General features: G+C 62.0%; 16 protein-coding genes. 13 read left to right on the top strand and 3 right to left on the bottom strand.

Annotated features, from left to right (window positions below):
• Nucleotides 1-39 precede the first annotated feature (39 nt).
• The 7 genes from IB266_RS06120 to IB266_RS06090 all read left to right on the top strand — a co-directional run bounded on the left by IB266_RS06120 (nt 40) and on the right by IB266_RS06090 (nt 7577).
• Nucleotides 40-960: an ABC transporter substrate-binding protein gene (locus IB266_RS06120; RefSeq protein WP_192260564.1), complete on the top strand. Its 921-nt coding sequence runs from the start codon at nt 40-42 to the stop codon at nt 958-960.
• Nucleotides 957-2069: a phosphotransferase enzyme family protein gene (locus tag IB266_RS06115; protein WP_192260563.1), complete on the top strand. Its 1113-nt coding sequence runs from the start codon at nt 957-959 to the stop codon at nt 2067-2069. The genes IB266_RS06120 and IB266_RS06115 overlap by 4 nt, the downstream gene beginning before the upstream one ends.
• A complete protein-coding gene (locus IB266_RS06110) occupies nt 2066-2938 on the top strand; it encodes a sulfurtransferase (protein ID WP_192260562.1) in 873 nt (290 codons plus the stop codon). The genes IB266_RS06115 and IB266_RS06110 overlap by 4 nt, the downstream gene beginning before the upstream one ends.
• A 127-nt stretch (nt 2939-3065) precedes the next feature.
• A complete protein-coding gene (locus tag IB266_RS06105) occupies nt 3066-5213 on the top strand; it encodes a TonB-dependent siderophore receptor (RefSeq protein ID WP_192260561.1) in 2148 nt (715 codons plus the stop codon).
• Nucleotides 5214-5225: 12 nt separating this feature from the next.
• Nucleotides 5226-6065, top strand: a complete 840-nt coding sequence (locus tag IB266_RS06100; RefSeq protein WP_192260560.1) for a 5'-nucleotidase, lipoprotein e(P4) family — start codon at nt 5226-5228, stop codon at nt 6063-6065.
• Nucleotides 6066-6077: 12 nt separating this feature from the next.
• Nucleotides 6078-6656, top strand: a complete 579-nt coding sequence (gene pnuC, locus IB266_RS06095; RefSeq protein WP_192260559.1) for a nicotinamide riboside transporter PnuC — start codon at nt 6078-6080, stop codon at nt 6654-6656.
• A gap of 186 nt (nt 6657-6842) precedes the next feature.
• Nucleotides 6843-7577, top strand: a complete 735-nt coding sequence (locus IB266_RS06090; RefSeq protein ID WP_192260558.1) for a UTRA domain-containing protein — start codon at nt 6843-6845, stop codon at nt 7575-7577.
• Between the two features lie 219 nt (nt 7578-7796).
• Here the strand turns inward: IB266_RS06090 and IB266_RS06085 are convergent, their stop codons facing one another.
• Nucleotides 7797-8714: a LysR family transcriptional regulator gene (locus IB266_RS06085; RefSeq protein WP_123416380.1), complete on the bottom strand. Its 918-nt coding sequence runs from the start codon at nt 8712-8714 to the stop codon at nt 7797-7799.
• A 125-nt stretch (nt 8715-8839) separates the two neighbouring features.
• Between IB266_RS06085 and IB266_RS06080 the strand changes: the two genes are divergently transcribed.
• The 6 genes from IB266_RS06080 to IB266_RS06055 all read left to right on the top strand — a co-directional run bounded on the left by IB266_RS06080 (nt 8840) and on the right by IB266_RS06055 (nt 14596).
• Nucleotides 8840-9598 (top strand): 5-oxoprolinase subunit PxpA, encoded by a 759-nt coding sequence (locus tag IB266_RS06080; RefSeq protein WP_192260557.1) that lies wholly within the window; start codon nt 8840-8842, stop codon nt 9596-9598.
• 94 nt (nt 9599-9692) lie between these two features.
• A complete protein-coding gene (locus IB266_RS06075; RefSeq protein WP_192260556.1) occupies nt 9693-9938 on the top strand; it encodes an acetyl-CoA carboxylase in 246 nt (81 codons plus the stop codon).
• A gap of 10 nt (nt 9939-9948) precedes the next feature.
• Nucleotides 9949-11322, top strand: a complete 1374-nt coding sequence (locus tag IB266_RS06070) for an acetyl-CoA carboxylase biotin carboxylase subunit (RefSeq protein WP_192260555.1) — start codon at nt 9949-9951, stop codon at nt 11320-11322.
• Nucleotides 11319-12191: a 5-oxoprolinase subunit B family protein gene (locus tag IB266_RS06065; RefSeq protein WP_192260554.1), complete on the top strand. Its 873-nt coding sequence runs from the start codon at nt 11319-11321 to the stop codon at nt 12189-12191. The genes IB266_RS06070 and IB266_RS06065 overlap by 4 nt, the downstream gene beginning before the upstream one ends.
• The gene (locus IB266_RS06060; RefSeq protein WP_192260553.1) at nt 12188-13162 is read left to right on the top strand and encodes a biotin-dependent carboxyltransferase family protein; all 975 of its coding nucleotides are present in this window, start codon (nt 12188-12190) and stop codon (nt 13160-13162) included. Before IB266_RS06065 ends, IB266_RS06060 begins: the two co-directional genes overlap by 4 nt.
• Before the next feature lie 111 nt (nt 13163-13273).
• Nucleotides 13274-14596, top strand: coding sequence for a purine-cytosine permease family protein (locus IB266_RS06055; protein WP_192260552.1), 1323 nt, complete (start codon nt 13274-13276; stop codon nt 14594-14596).
• 228 nt (nt 14597-14824) lie between these two features.
• Here the strand turns inward: IB266_RS06055 and IB266_RS06050 are convergent, their stop codons facing one another.
• On the bottom strand, nt 14825-15745 hold the full coding sequence (locus IB266_RS06050) for a homocysteine S-methyltransferase family protein (protein WP_192260551.1): 921 nt from the start codon (nt 15743-15745) through the stop codon (nt 14825-14827).
• A complete protein-coding gene (locus IB266_RS06045; RefSeq protein ID WP_192260550.1) occupies nt 15742-16803 on the bottom strand; it encodes a glycine betaine ABC transporter substrate-binding protein in 1062 nt (353 codons plus the stop codon). Before IB266_RS06045 ends, IB266_RS06050 begins: the two co-directional genes overlap by 4 nt.
• Nucleotide 16804 lies beyond the last annotated feature (1 nt).

The following is a 16804-nucleotide window of genomic DNA, read 5'->3' as shown; positions in this document are numbered from 1 at the left end:
TCGCTTCCATCAAAAGACGTTGGACGGGAGTGGCAAGCGATGGTGTCGGTAAAGGTAATGCTCGAGTACTTCCATCCCTGGCCGAATTCGGCGGGTTTGTACCTGGCGCGGGAGCGCGGCTGGTATGAAGAGCTGGGCCTGGATGTGGAATTGGTGGTGCACGACCCCTACCGCGGCGATACCTTGCAGCACCTGTTGGCCGGCGCAGCGGACTTTGGCGTATTTCCCAGCAACCGCCTGCTGGTACGTCGGGGGCTGGGCCAGCCGTTGCAGGGTATCGCGGCGATCAACCATGCAGGCCTGGAATCGATCCAGACCCTCACTGACTCCGGCATCCGCCGCCCCCGGGATCTGGTCGGCAAGCGCCTGGCCCTCAACCCGACACCTCGTGGCCTGGCCATGGTGCGCCACTTGGTGAGCCGCGACGGAGGCGACTTCGACGCTGTGATCCTGGTGAACAGCGGTGTGCGCGAACTGCGCCCCGAGCAACTCGCCGAAGGTATCGCCGACGCCAGTTTTGGTGGTTACTGGGCCTGGGAAGCTTTGATGCACAGCCCCATCGAAGCGACGCGGCGCGTGGTGTTGCGGGTGGACGACATCGGCGCACCGGCCTATCACAGCTACCTGCTCGGCACCCATGAACGCACCCTGGCCGACAAACCTGAAGTGGTGCGTGACTTCCTCGCGGCCACCGCCCGCGGTTACCTGGCCGTGGCTCAGGATCCGTCGATTGCCCTCACCGCCTACGAACACACCACGCCGTACTTCCCGACCGAACTGCTGAGTGCGTCACTGCATAAAATCGCCCCGACCTGGCTGCATGAAGGCCGCTGGGGCGAGCAACGCCAGGCGCTGCTGGCACCCTACGCCGAGTGGCTGCACGAGCATGCGGTGCTCGACAATCCGCAGGTGTGGCAAGGCGCAACCAGCAACGCTTATCTGCCCGAGGTGAGCGCATGAACCCCCAACGCACCGCTCACGGCCTGGGGCTGGAGCCGGTCGTCGCCGACTGGCCGGCCCTGCACGAAACCGACATCGAACACCTGCTGCGGGAGTACCCGCAACTGGGTCCGCTGCATAGCCTGCATTGGCACAGCCCAAGGCCGTTTTCCGCCGCGGGGCTGATCACCACCCGCAATGGGACGCTGTTCGTCAAACGACATCACCAACGGGTGCGCCAAGCCGCGTGGCTGCAAGAAGAACACCAACTGATCGCCCACTTGCATCGCCAGGACGCGCCAGTGGCGGCGGTAGTACCGAATCGACATGGCGCGACGGCCACGGTGCAAGGAGAGTGGACCTATGAAGTGCACCACGTCGCCGAGGGCCTGGATCTGTACCGCGATGCGCTGTCGTGGTCGCCGTTCCAGAATCTTCAGCATGCCTTCGCCGCCGGCCAGGCGTTGGCCCGCTTGCATCAGGCCGCCGAACACTACGACGCGCCCCAACGCCGGACCCACGTGCTTCTGGCAAACGCGCGGCTGATCGAACAGTCTGCCCCCCTGGAGGCCATCGCCCATATCGCCAGCCCTTACCTGGCAGGCAAGGATTGGCGAGCCCAACTCAGCGAACTGTTGTTGCCGTGGCACAACGCGTTGCACCCGTTGTTACGTGAACAACCACCGCTGTGGACCCACAACGACTGGCACGCCTCCAACCTGTTATGGAGTGCTGATGGCAGCGTTTCGAGCGTGCTGGATTTCGGCCTGGCCGACCGCACCTTCGCCCTCTTCGACCTGGCAACTGCCATCGAACGCAACGCCGTGCCCTGGCTGGAACTGGACACTGGCGGTGCGGCTCGCGCCGATCTCGACAGCGTCGATGCCCTGCTCACCGGTTATCACCAGGTGCGCCCGCTGAGCGCGAAAGATTTACATACCCTCAGCGCCTTGCTGCCGTTGGTGCATGTAGATTTTGCGCTGTCCGAAGTGGCGTATTACCAGAATGTGGTGGGCTCCACCGCCAGTGCAGACGTAGCGTACTACGCGTATCTGCTGGGCCATTTGCGCTGGTTCGCCGGACCGCAAGGGCAACGTCTGCTCGGCCATATCCGGCGTAAAGCCGTATGAGTATTCTGGTCGATAGCCAATGGCTGCAGGCGCATCTGGACGCCCCTGGATTAGTGGTGCTGGACGCCACGGTAGTGCTGCCGTCACCCGAGTTCGATGGCGACTACCGCGTCGATAGCGGTTACGACGGATGGTTCCAGGCACACATCCCGGGCTCGCGGCATGCCGACCTATTGACTGAACTGGCGGACACCCAGGCCGGTTTCAGCTTTGCCTTGCCGCGTCCCGAGGCACTGGTGAACGCCCTGGCAAACCTTGGCGCAGGCGAAGGAAAAACCGTGGTTATCTATGACCGCGCCGACGGTTTCTGGGCCGCACGGTTGTGGTGGATGCTGCGTGGGACAGGTATCGACGCCAGGGTGCTGGATGGCGGTTTCAACGCCTGGCGTGAAGCCGGTCTGCCAGAATACAGTGGCCCTGCCAAGCCGATAACGCCTGTGCAAAACTGGTCAATCAACCCGCGTCCAGAGCTGTGGATCGACCGCAGCGGCGTAGAGGCAATCGTCGCTGGCAACGCACCGGGACAACTGATCTGCGCCCTCGGCGCGGCCCTTTTCGAGGGCACCGCCGCCACCCGCTACGCCCGACGCGGGCATATCCCCGGCAGTCGCAACCTGCCGGCGCGCCACCTGTTCGACGCTCACGGCCGCTACCTGCCCAAGGATGCCCTGGCCCTGGCGATTGGCCCCACGCTGCTGCACAGCGAAGGCCCACTGATCCTGTATTGCGGCGGCGGTATCTCCGCGGCTGCCAACGCGTTGGCTCTGACCCTGCTGGGTCGCCAGGACATCGCGATCTACGACGGTTCCTTGCAGGAATGGGCCGCCGACGCACGTTTACCAATGACTACCGGAGCAGCTCCGGCCTGACGCCACTTTCGGCGAATTCGGCTTTTTCATCACGAACTGGCAACCCGTCCGTTGCGCAGCGCTGGGCCTCTTTGCGCCCGATAAAAGCGTACGGCAATGGCCGGCAGACCTCTGGAGCGCTCTTTATATGGCTACACCTTACCGTCACACGCTGCTCGCCCTGAGCATCACCCTCGCCGCTGCGGCGGCCCATGCCCAGGAGGCGACGCTGGACACCGTCACCGTCGTCGGCCAGGAAACCAATGACTATCAGGCAAAAAAAGCCGCCGTGGCCGGTTTCGATAACGCGCCGTTGCTGGACACCCCGGCCTCCGTCGCGGTGATCACCGAAGCGCGCCTGAAAGACCAGCAGGCACGCCTGCTCAGTGAGGTGCTGAAGAATGACGCCTCGGTCGGCGACAGCTATGCGCCGGTCGGCTACTACGAGAATTTCGTGATCCGCGGCTTCGCCCTCAATCCGGCCAGCAGCTACAAGATCAACGGCCGCACCATCACCGGCGAACAGAACGTGGCGCTGGAAAACAAGCAACAGGTGGAAGTGCTCAAAGGCCTGTCTGGCTTGCAGAGTGGCGTCTCCGAGCCCGGCGGACTGGTCAACTACGTGAGCAAGCGCCCGGAAAATGTGCGCTCGGTGACGGTGTCTACCAACGAACAGGGCGAGCGCTACCTGGCCACCGATGTCGGCGGCTGGCTCGGCACCGAACAGCAGGTGGGTGTGCGCGTCAACCTGGCCCATGAAGACATTCGCTCCTACGTCGACCACGCCGACGGCAAGCGCGATTTCGCCTCCTTGGCGCTGGACTGGAACATCAGCCCCAACGCCCTGTTGCAACTCAACGCCGAGTACCAGGACCGCGAGCAACGCTCGGTGCCGGGCTATCAATTGCTCGGCGGCACCGAGGTGCCGCATCACGTTTCGCCCAAGGACCTGCTGGCGTACCAGAGCTGGTCGAACCCGGTGGGCATCCGCTCCCTGAACCTCGACGGGCTGTTCGAATACCGCTTCAACGACGCCTGGAAGGCCAGCTTCAGTGCGTCCCGCAGTCGCGTAGTGATCGACGACTACAGCACCTTCGCCTGGGGTTGCTATGGTGCCGCCAGTTGCGCCAATACCGCTGTGCCCAACCACTTCAGCGCCGAGGGTGACTATGACATCGCCGACTACCGCAGCCCCGACGACACCCGCCGCAACGAAGAAGCTCAGGCTGCGTTCAATGGCCAGTTCGACACCGGTTTCCTCAAGCATGACCTGACCTTCGGCACCACTGCGTTCCGTCGCCTGGTGGACCGGCGCACCTCGGTCAACGAGTACATCGGCGAGGGCAATATCTATGAGCCGTCACCGGTGCTGGAACCCTACGACGGCCCGCTTGGCCATACCTACCGGCGCCTCGACAGCCGCCAGTACGGCCTGTTCGCCAGCGACCGCATCAGCTTCAACGAGCAGTGGCAAACAATCCTCGGCGGGCGCCAGGTACGCCTCGATGAAGAGACTTACAACCAGGCCGGCGCCACCACCCGGCACACCCAACGCAGCGTGTTCCTGCCCCAGGTGGCGCTGATCTACAAGCCGCGCCCGGACACGTCGCTGTATGCCAGCTACAGCAAAGGTTTGTCCCTGGGCGGTGAAGCTGCGTGGTTCAGCAGCAACGCCGAAGAGGTACTGCCGCCCACCACGTCACGCCAGTTGGAAGTCGGGATCAAGCGTGACTTCCAGCGCCTGAGCCTGACTGCCGCGTTGTTCCAGATCAGCCAGGATTTGCAATACAACCGACCGAACGACGACGGCACCACCACTTTCGTGCAGCAAGGCACACAAAAGAATGTAGGGATTGAACTGTCGGCCAACGGCCACGTGACCTCCGACCTGCAACTCTCGGCGAGCGTCGCGGCGATCCGCGCCCGGGTCAGTGGCAGCGGCACCGATGACTACGACGGCCACCAGGCGATCAACGTGCCCAAGCTGCGTGCCAGCTTGCACGGCGACTACAGCATTCCCGGCATCCCCGGCCTGGCCTTGCTCGGCGGAGTGCAATACAGCGCGAGTAAATACGCCAACCGCCAGGCCACGGTGAAAGTCGACGATTACGCGGTGTTCGATGTGGGCAGTCGCTACACCACCAAGGTTGGCGATTACGATACTGTGCTGCGACTGACTGTCGACAACCTGTTCGACAAACGTTACTGGCGAGATGTGGGTGAATCCGCAGGCGACGGCTACCTGTTCCTGGGTGCGCCGCGCACGGCGCGATTGTCCGCCACCGTCAATTTTTGAGGCTGACTGTCCATGCGTAATTTGATTATTTCCACTGTATGCCTGCTCTCCACCGCCCTGGTGGGCTGCCAGCAGCAACCGCCCGCCAACGATCAACTGGACGCGGTGCTGTGGACCCAGACCTCCATTGAGCACGAACTGATTTACCGCCAGGTATTCGCCAGCGCTACGCGTCAACTGGACGCGGCCCTGGCCGACCCGACCTGGGACGCCCTGCCCTTTGCGCCGCGCAACCTCACCGGCCTGCCGCCGGCGGTGGTGGTGGATATCGACGAAACCGTGCTGGACAACGTACCGCTCAATGCCCGGGACATCCTCAACAACCAGGTCTACTCCTACGATCGCTGGAACACCTGGGTCGACCAGGCCAAGGCCCAGGCGCTCCCCGGCGCCGTGGAGTTCCTGCAGGCGGCTGATAAGAAAGGCATCACCGTCTACTACATCACCAACCGTGAACACAGCCAGGTCCAGGCGACAGTCAACAACCTGCGCCTGCGCGGCTTCCCGGTAGAGCGCAACGAACAGGTGCTGGCCGCCAGCACCCCGACCGGTCACTGCGAACAGGCCGGCTACGGCAAGAACTGCCGCCGCCAATGGGTCGCCAGCCACGCCCGTGTGCTGATGCTGGCCGGCGACTCCTTCGGTGACTTCGTGCAGGCCGAGCACAACACCCTGGCCGACCAACGCAAGGCCGCCGCCCCCTACCTGGCGTGGCTGGGCCAACGCTGGTTCCTGTTGCCCAACCCGACCTATGGCAACTGGTACAGCGCCCCCTATGGCGACCAGGAAAAACTGCCCTTTGAACGCAAGCGTCAACTCAAGCAACAGGCGCTGCATCTAGAAAATCAGTGATAAGAGAACCCTATGTCGCCACTGGAAATCGTCGCCGTGTTCTTCAACATCGCCGGGGTCTGGCTCACTGCACAACGGGTGCGCTGGTGCTGGCCGGTCAGTGTGATCGCGGTGTTGCTGTACGCCTGGATCTTCTTCGACGTGAAGCTGTATTCGGACATGCTCCTGCAACTGGTCTTCGCCGTACTCCAAGGCTATGGCTGGTGGCGCTGGAGCACTGGGCGCGTCGAGGCTGGCAAGGTGCGGGTGGAGCGCCTGCCACCCAACGAGGCATGGCGACACTTGCTCGCGGGCGCGGTCGGCGCCGTTGCCCTCGGCGCGGTGATGCATCATTTCACCGATGCCGCCCTGCCCTGGCTGGATTCGCTGCTCACCGCGTTCAGCCTGGTGGCCAGCCTGTGGGCGGCGCGCAAATACATGGCCAGTTGGTGGTTATGGATGGTGCTGGACGCGGCCTACGTGGGTCTGTTCCTGTATAAAGACCTGCAATTGACCGCCGCCCTCTACGCCGGTTTTGTGCTGCTGGCGGCCTATGGTTTGCGGGCCTGGCGCCGAGATTTCCTGCTGCAGAAACAACAGCATCACCTATAGCCGAGGGTTGGCTTGCAAGCGTGTTTTCATTGCGCTCGCGCCTCAAGACCGATGGCGACCATCGGCCGGGCTCGGCCCATGGCGCCTCATTCCCCGCGTTGCCTGAAGCCTGCCTGGGACAGGTGACCTGCGCCAGCAGGAACGGTAGAGTCACCCTCATGTCATGCCTGCACACGGAACCCCAGGATGCCTTTCGACCCGATTTCCCCGCATTACCAGCGCATCCGCGAACAGATCGCCAACGACATCGCCGCCGGTGTCCCCCAGGCCGACGAAAAATTCCCCTCCGAGCGGGAAATGATCGAGCGCTTCGGCTGCACTCGCGTCACTTTGCGCCAGGCCCTGCAGCAACTGGAGGCCGAGGGCCTGGTGTATCGGGAAAATCGCCGGGGCTGGTTTGTCAGCCCCCAGCGCATCCGCTACGACCCGACGCGCATCAGCGGTTTCATGGATTACGTCCGTGCCCAGGGCCGCATACCCCGCACCGAATGCCTGCATGCCGAACTGCGCCCGGCAGGCCCGTGGCTGGCCAAGCGCATGGGTTTGGCCTCGGCGGACGAACCAGTGTTTTTCCTGCAACGCCGCCGCTGGATCGACCGTCGCCCGGTGCTGCTGGAGTTCAACGCCTTGCTCGCCAGTTGGTGCCCAGGCCTGCTGGAGGTCGACTTGAACACCTCGCTGACACAACTACTGCGCGAACGGTTTGGGCGCGTGCAATCACGCTGCGAATTGGAGATGCATATCGGCACGGTGAATGAAGAACAGGCCGAGTTGCTACAACTGTCACCGGGTTCCACCAGCGTATACCTGGAGCGCTTGAACTTTGGCGAAGATAACCAGCCGGTGGAGTTCGACCAGGAATTCTGGCGCCCGGATGCGCTGTCGATCGTGATGGAGACGCGGTATCCGGGAACTCCCTGAGACCTCGGCACAGACGCCGCCGACAAGTCCCGCGTACATGGCGTTGAGGCGAGCGACTATTGAAATCACTTCGGGCGCCCGGCAGCCGCGAGAACCCTGTCTATTGGCGTGTTGGGGCACCGGCGGAACAGAAAGACCCGCTGGTAGTGAGCATTGACGACAAGGGCAAGCTGTTCATCATCGTAAATCCACAAAAAGAGGGCATGGTTTTCGCCGTTTTCAGCGTCGCGCAGACAGCTGTTGTGGCGCCAAAAATGCATCGTGGAAATAGTTACGAAACGCCTGCATCGCCGGGCTGAATTCGCGCTCGCGATGCCACGCCAGTCCGACACTCATCGGCGTCACCTCGTCGGTGACTGTCAGGGTTTCGATGCGTTTTCCTTCCAGTGACCAGGGGCGGTGCACCAAGTCCGAGAGGATTGCCACGCCGCTGCCATTGGCGACCATGCTGCGCACCGCTTCGACTGAACTGGTACGCACCCGCACGTTTGGCTGTTGATGCGCATGTTCCCAGTAGCGCATGGCGCTTTGTTCGGCTTCGTCGACGGTCAGCAGGATGTAGGGTTCTTTCGCGACGTCGGCGAGGCTGACCGCCGAGCGTTCGCACAACGGATGGCGGCTGGGCAGCCATAACCGCCGTTCGGAGTTGAAGAGAATCTCTGAAACGATGTCCGGGTGCGTGAGGTTGGCGGTGAGCACCACGGCCATATCAAACCGACCTTCCAACAAGCCTTGCTCAATCGCTTGCCGTTCCTGTTCATGGACTTCAATGGCCACGTCCGGATGCCAGTGTTCCAGGCGCTGCAAATGGTGCGGGAGGAAATAACCGATCACTGTGTAGCTCGCCGCCAAGCGCAACACGCCGCTGGCGCGGATGTCCGGCAACGGGCTATTCAACGCGTCATCGACGCTACGCAAAATCACGTAGGCCCGGTTCAAAAAGTGCCGCCCGGCGTCAGTCAGGCTCATGCCCTGGGCCGAGCGCTGGAACAACAGCGTGCCAAGGATGCCCTCCAGTTCCTTGATCGCCGTGGTCACCGCCGACTGGGAAATATTCAGATGAATCGCGGCTTGAGAGATTTGCCCGATCTCGGCGGTGGCGACGAAATAGCGGACTTGGCGCAGGGTCAGGGACATGAGCACTCCAGGCGACGACGTATCTGTTTTTCAGAAGATGACCTATCTGATAATAGATCTTCCCAAGGGGTTGGGAGGAATCTAACTTGGCCCTCACGAAGTCACAAGCGTCGGGAGCAAGCGTCATGCAGGCAGTAGACTTCAACTCGGACATGGGCGAAGGCTTTGGCCCCTGGACCATCGGCGATGGCGTCGACAATGAGCTGATGGGCTTTATCAGTTCGGCCAACATCGCCACCGGTTTTCATGCCGGCGACCCAGGCACCATGCGCCGCACCGTCGAGCAGGCCAGGCGCCTGGGCGTGGCTATCGGCGCGCATCCGGGGTTTCGCGACCTGGTTGGTTTTGGCCGTCGACACATCAATGCGCCGGCCCAGGAACTGGTCGACGACATGCTCTATCAGTTGGGCGCCCTGCGTGAACTCGCCCGGGTTCAAGGCGTGGCCCTGCAACACATCAAACCCCACGGCGCGCTCTACATGCACCTGGCCCGAGACGAAGAGGCCGCCCGTTTGCTGGTGGAAAACCTCCAGCGCCTGGAGCCGGAGTTGCTGTTGTATTGCATGCCCGATTCGGTGATCTGGCGGGTTGCCACGGAACTCGGCCAACCGGTAATCCGCGAGTTCTACGCCGATCGCGAATACGACCTCAGCGGCTCCATCGTCTTCACCCGCAACGTGCGGGCTTACGACCCGGCCCACGTCGCCGAGCGGGTGCTGCGTGCTTGCCAACAAGGCGTGGTGCGCACCGTCGAGGGCGAAGACCTGGCGATTGAATTCGATTCCATCTGTTTGCACAGCGACACGCCGGGTGCCCTGGCGTTGGTCGAAGCCACGCGTCATGCACTTGATGGCGCAGGCATAGAGGTCCGAGCACCGCGCTGAGACCGAACGAAAACACCTGGCCCACAGACGCCAGGGTTTGCCCACCGATTCACTTTTTGCCTGCCTTTCTACAATTATTCCAAGAGGAACAGACATGGCTGAACACACTGTAATCACCCCATTGCCGGGGACCTTCTACCGCAAAGCCACCCCGGAATCGGCGAACTTCGTCGAGGTCGGCGCGCAGGTCAGCGCCGACACGGTCATTGGCCTGATCGAGGTCATGAAGCAGTTCTCCGAACTGACCGCCGGGACGGCTGGTCGCCTCAGTGCCTTTTTGGTAGAAGACGGTGATCCGGTGGAGCCGGGTCAAATCGTCGCAACACTCGACGACGAGTGAGGGGGCGATCATGACCCAAGCCATTCATAAACTGCTGGTCGCCAACCGTGGCGAGATCGCCGTGCGGATTATTCGCGCCGCCAAAGAACTGGGCATTCCCACCGTTGCTGCGTGCAGCGAGGCGGACGTCGATTCCCAGGCCGCGCGCATGGCCGATGAGGTGCACATTCTTGGCCCGGCCCGTGCCGACAAAAGTTACCTGAACGTCGAGGCCTTGCTCGGCGCCTTGAAAGCCACGGGCGCCAACGCGGTGCATCCCGGCTACGGCTTTCTGTCGGAGAACGCCGATTTCGCCGAAGCGGTGGTGGCTGCCGGCGCCATATTCGTCGGCCCGAGCGCGGAGACGATCCGGCGCATGGGCGATAAAGCCGAGGCACGGCGTACCGCACAAGCCGCTGGCGTGCCGGTGGTGCCGGGTTCGCCGGGTGAACTGTTCGACGTCGAGTCGGCGCTGCAGGCTGCTCAATCCGTTGGCTTCCCGTTGTTGATCAAAGCTTCGGCCGGTGGTGGCGGGCGCGGTATTCGACTGGCGGAAAACGCCGAGCAACTGAGCGAAGAATTTCCCCGCTCCCAGCGCGAAGCCCAAGCGGCGTTTGGTAATGGCGCGGTGTATCTCGAGCGATTTATCAGCCGGGCTCGGCATATTGAAGTGCAGGTGTTGGGCGACGGTCGGCACGCGGTGCATTTGTTTGAGCGCGAGTGTTCGTTGCAACGGCGCCGGCAGAAAATCTTCGAAGAAGCGCCGTCGCCAGTCCTCAGCCAACAGCAACGGGAAAACCTCTGCGAAAGCGCCGTGCGCCTGACCGAATCGTTGGGCTACAAGGGCGCCGGCACCCTGGAATACCTGTACGACGACACCACTGGCGAGTTCTTCTTTATCGAGATGAACACGCGGATTCAGGTGGAGCACCCGGTCAGCGAACTGATCACCGGCATCGACCTGGTCCAGGCCATGTTGCGCATCGCTGGCGGCGAGCCGCTGGGCTTCAAGCAAAGTGACATCCGACTCAACGGCGCCGCCCTGCAAATGCGCCTGAACGCGGAAGACCCGGCGCGGGATTTCTTCCCGAGTCCAGGCCTGGTCGAGGAACTGATCTGGCCGAACGGCGCGGGCATTCGCGTCGATACGCACCTGTATCAAGGCTACCGTGTGCCGCCGTACTATGACTCGCTGCTGGCCAAACTGATCATTCACGGTGCGGATCGCACCGAAGCCCTGGCCCGAGCGCGAATGGCGGTGGCGCACACCACGCTCACCGGCATGGCCAACACCTTGGCGTTGCACGGTGAATTGCTGGAACAACCGTGGCTGCACAGCGCCGACTTTCACACCGGCACGCTGGAAACCTGGCTGGCCGAGCGCCGCAGCGGAGGTGAAGCATGAGTACTCCCATCCGCTACAGCTTTGGCGCCGATGAGCATTTGTTTGCCGAAGTCAGCGACAGCATGTCCCTGGACGCGTTCTTCAAAGGCTTGGCCGTCACCCGCGCCGTGGAACAGCTGGCGCTGGATGGCGTGCTCGATATCTGCCTGGCCAACGCGTCATTCCAGATTCGTTTCGACCCGGATCGCATCGCCCCTCACACCTTGCTCGAAGCGGTAAAAATCGCCGAGGCCGGGGCCGTTGCCGAGCGCACGTTGCAGACGCGGATTATCGAGATTCCGGTGCTCTACAACGATCCCTGGACCCACGAAACCCTGATGCGTTTTCGCGACCGCCATCAAGATCCGAGCGCCACCGACCTGGAATACGCCGCACGAATCAACGGTCTGGCCGACGTCGATGCATTCATCGCGGCCCACAGTGGCGCGCCGTGGTTTGTCTCGATGGTTGGCTTCGTTGCCGGGCTGCCGTTCATGTTCCAGATGGTCGAGCGCGAGCGCCAGTTGCAGGTGCCCAAGTACCTGCGCCCGCGCACCGACACACCGAAATTGACCCTTGGTCACGGCGGTTGCTTTGGTTGCATTTACTCGGTGCGTGGCGCCGGCGGTTATCAGATGTTTGGCGTCACCCCCGCGCCGATCTACGACCCGCAACAGAACCTCGCGTACCTGAAAGAACACATGGTGTTTTTCCGTCCAGGCGACATCGTGCAGTTCAAACCGATGGACCGTGAAGCCTACGACCACGCGGTGGCCGACGTGGAAGCCGGTTGCTTTGATCTGCGGATTCGGCCGGTGGAGTTCTCGCTGGACGCGTTCCTCGCCGATCCCGTTGGCTACCCCAAGTCGTTGCAGGAGGTGTTGGCATGATCAAGGTCCTCAAACCCGGCCTCGCCACTTCGGTACAAGACCTGGGCCGCGAAGGGTATTACCACTTGGGCATTCCACCGTCCGGCGCGCTTGATCAATACGCCTTGAGCGCGGCCAATCAATTGGTCGGCAACCCGGCAGGTCTGGCGGCGCTGGAATGCACGCTGCTCGGGCCTGAGTTGGAGTTTCAGCAGGATGCATTGGTGGCGGTCAGCGGCGCGCACATGACGCCACGGGTCGATGGCGTGGAAATGCACCACGACACTGCGTTCACCGTGAAGGCCGGGCAAGTGCTGCGCTTTGACTTTCCCAAGGCGGGTGCCCGCGCTTATGTGGCGGTAGCCGGCGGCATTGATGTGCCGGTGGTGCTCGGCAGTCGCTCCACCTATACGCTCGGCGCGCTCGGCGGCTTTCAGGGGCGACGCCTGATTGCAGGCGACGAATTGCCGATAGGCATCGCCAGTGGCAAGAGCCGCGCCGGGGCCAGTTTGCCCATGGTGTTACGGCAATCATTGGGTGGCGATATCACCCTGCGGGTGGTGCCCGGTTTGTACTACCACCGCTTGAGCGAATCGGCGGCGAAGAGCTTTTTCGCCGAGCCGTGGACGGTCGGTTCGGAAGCCGACCGCATCGGCTATCGCTTCAAGGGCGGCAGCGCGCTGAGCTTTCAGCCCCGGGAGCAGCCGTTCGGCGCCGGTTCCGATCCGTCGAACATCGTCGACAGTTGCTACCCGATCGGCTCGATCCAGGTGCCCGCCGGGCTCGAACCCATCGTGCTGCACCGTGATGCGGTGTCCGGTGGCGGCTACGCGATGATTGGCACGGTGATCAGCGCCGACCTCGATTTGATCGGCCAGATGCAACCCAACCAGAAGGCCCGCTTTGTCGCGGTAACCCTCGAAGAGGCGCTGCAAGCGCGACGTTCCTATAAGAAAAAACTCAGCTACCTGAGCAAGCTGTTCCCTTCCTGACTCTGCCCGCCGTCTAGCGCGGGCCATGCCAAACGGTACGCCAACGCCGCACTTCGGTGCGGTGACGGCTGCCCGCGCTTCAACCTTTGATTGGTTTTGGAGTTCACGCATATGGCTGCTTTATCGCAATCGAGTCAAACCGGGCAAGACCCGGCGCATCATCCTGTTCCCACCGAAGCGCGCATGGGTCGACTGTCCCTGACCATGGCCTGGTGGGCGGTATGCAGTGCAATGTTTTACATCGTGGTGGGGGCTTCATTGGCGTTGTCGTTCGGTGCGCGCAATGCGCTGATCGGCATGGTCCTGTCGGTGATCAGTTATGGACTGGTCAACAGCGTGCTAAGCCGCTTTGCGGTTCGCAGCGGTTTGTCGGTGGCGTTGTTTTCACGGCTGTTGTTCGGCAGCACCGGAGCGAGCCTGGCGACGTTGATTTTCTTCTCGACCGCGATCTATTACGCGGTGTTCGAAGGTTCGGTGATCGCCGTCGCGCTCAATCACCTGTACCCGGAACTGGTCTATCCGCTGGCGGCATTGGCCGTAGTGCTCTACAGCGTGCCAATGATCCTGGGCAGCGTGCAGCACTGGCTGGACAAGCTCAACGGCGTATTGCTGCCGGTGTACCTCGGTGGCTTGCTGGTGGCGGTGGGGCTATCGATCAGCCGTTATGGCTACCAGCCGCAATGGCTGGATTTCGGCCCGGCAACGCCTAGTGCATTCGGCTGGTGGGATTGTTTTGTCGCCTACATGGGCGTCTGGGTGTTGATGCTGTTCACCTTCGACTATGCGCGCTTCGGCAAGCCTGAAGACGCCGAGTACCACGGTCGCTGGAACTTCGGCATGCCGTTCTACGCGGTGACGTTTCTGCTCAACGGCGCGGCGGGCATTTACCTGGTCAGCAGCATTCCCCACGAAGGCGCGCTGAACGAAGTCTCGGTGGTGATGGCGATTTTGCAGTTGATGGGCCTGTGGGGATTGCTGTTTGTCTGGGCCACGCAAACCCGGATCAACACCGCCAACTATTACTTGGCGACCCTGAACATGCAGGCGTTCTTTGGTCGATTTGGTCTTCGCGGTTCGTACCTGATGTGGGCAGTGGCAGTGGGAGTGATCGTCTACGGTTTGATGCTCGCGGACGTGTTTGCCTACATCCTCAAGGCGTTGGCCTATCAGGGGATTTTCGTGGTGGCCTGGGTGGGTGTGGCGTTGGCGCAGATTGTCTACGGACGCAGTGACGTGGCAGCGCTCGAACGGGTGGTCGCGTTTAACCCGGTGGGCTTGACGGCCTGGTTTGGCGCCACCGCATTGGGTCTTGCGTTGATGTTTTCCGGCGGCGGCCTGAGCAGCTTTTCCGCGCCATCTACCGTGATAGTTGCGTTTGCCTTGCAAGCAGGCTTGTCCCATCGAAGCCGGTTGCGGATACGGTTGGCAGAGTAGAGTTTTGCAGTCACTCATCCCTTACCCGCCTGCTCTCACAAGGTAGAGCAGGCAATGGGAAGCTCATTACGAATTCGCTGATGGGTCCACCGCACAGTGTCGCAGGGCGTGCTGGAAATCAGCGTCAACGATGATTGCTTCTGCTCTCTGCCGGTGACTCTATTCTGTTCTACGCCGATCAGCCAGGGCATCGGTGTCGGGCTTTCAACCACCAGGTCTTGGCGAAAATCATGCACCGACAACCTCTTCGTTTGGCAGCAGATGCTCATGCAACTGCGCAATATGTTCAGGCCCGATACCGCAGCATCCACCGACAATACTGGCACCCGCCGCTACCCAGGTTCTGGACCAGTGCAGGTAGGATTCAGGGCCCAGGTCGCGGCGAATCTCCAGCAGCGTGCTGTTGGCCTTTGCCCCTGTGCTGACAGGCGGAAACGCGTTTGCGTAAACCCCCAGCTCGATGCTTTGATCGAGGCGCAGAAGGACATCCCGCGCCACCGCCAGCGCCGCCGCCATGACTTCCGGCTGGCTGCAATTGAACAGCACCGCCCTCGCCCCCAATTCGACCGCTACGTGTACCGCCTGGGCGACTGACTCCGAGGAACGCAATCGCGGTGGCTCGCCGGCTTCATCAAGCAGCGTGAACGACAGCCAAAGCGGTTTCGATTCTGCGCCAAGCGCCTCGACGACTGCCCGGACTTCAGCGATGGAACTCTGGGTTTCCGCCAGCCACACATCAACGTGCGCCTGCAATCCGGCGATGAGCTCGCGATGGATCACGACCGAACGTTGATGATCAAACAAGTCAGGTCGATACGACCCCAGGGCGGGAGGCAGGGAGCCGGCCACCGTGACCGGCTCGGTGCTGCCGGCCGCCGCCTGACGAGCCAGGCGTCCGGCCCGTTCGGCCAGCGCACGGCCCTGCTCGGCAAAGCGCTCATCGCCGATGTGAAACGGCACCACCGCGTAGCTGTTAGTGGTGACGATTCGCGCACCGGCCTCAATAAATGCCTGATGAGCCTGCAGCACATAGTCAGGCGCCTCGATCAACGCGAGGGCCGACCATTCCGGCTGGCGAAACGGTGCCCCGATACGCTGCAATTCGCGGCCCATGCCGCCATCGAGCAAACGCAAGGACGCCTGGCTCATTGGATCGCGCTCACTTTCGGCGCCGAGGCGGCGAGCCATTGATCGACGATGGCGCTGTTCGCCTGTACCCACGCCTTTGCCGCGACGTCAGCCGGCTGTTTTTCCTTTTCGATCTTCAGGATCAGGTCATTGAGTTGCGCCGGATCGATAGCAACATTGCGCAGGAACTCGGCAATTTTAGGTGCGCGTTTCTGCAAGGCAGTGGACGCCAGGACATGCACCTTGGCATCCGGGAAGGCGCAGGTGATCTGACTCTTGTTCAGCCAGTCCGGGTCGACGGTCGGACTGATGAATTTCCAGCAACCATCAGCCTTGTAAAGCGGGTCATCTTTTTTGTTGTCCTGGGCGTAACCGTCGAATGCCGGCTCTTCCAGGCGACGCAGGTCAAAGGCCGAAAAGATCCAGTCCGGGGTGTAGGCATAGAACACCACGCCACGTTGCGCCTTGTAAGCCGAGGCGAGTTTGGCGTAGGTCACCGAGGCTTCGGTGGACACCGACTCGAATTTATCGGCAAACCCGTAATCCTTGGCCTTGATCTGGCCGATGTAAGTCGACTCCCAGCCCGCCGGCCCTACCAGCAGTTCAGCCTTGCCGCCGCCCAGTGGTTCGAAGAGCTTGGCCACTTCCGGTTTTTTCAGATCATAGATGGATTTGACCCCGTACTTATCCTGCAGATAACCGGGAATGTAAAACCCTTGTTCACCCGCATACGGATGGGTGTTCGGCACCAATGACCGGGTGCCGCCAGTCACGTACTTGGCCCAAGCGGCCGATTGATTGGGCAGCCAGATGTCCGTCAGCACATCCACCGAGCCATCGCCTTTCGCCGCGGCACTGAACAGTACTGCGACATCCCCTGCCAGATACGACACATCGCCATCCAGGCGAGTATTAATCACCTCGCCGAGGATATGCTGAATGGCGATAGCCCCTGTCCAGTTCTGCTCGCCGATGACTATCTTGTCCTTGGCCACGACGGCGGCAGGAAGGATCACCGAGGCCAGCAGCGCAGCAGCGCCCAGGTTGCGGAATAGGTGTTTCTTCACGATTAGCCTCATT

Origin of the sequence: Pseudomonas sp. Pdm06 (genome assembly GCF_014851795.1) — a bacterium.
Lineage (GTDB): Bacteria > Pseudomonadota > Gammaproteobacteria > Pseudomonadales > Pseudomonadaceae > Aquipseudomonas > Aquipseudomonas fluorescens_AA.
This window is presented reverse-complemented; position numbering and strand designations above follow the sequence as displayed.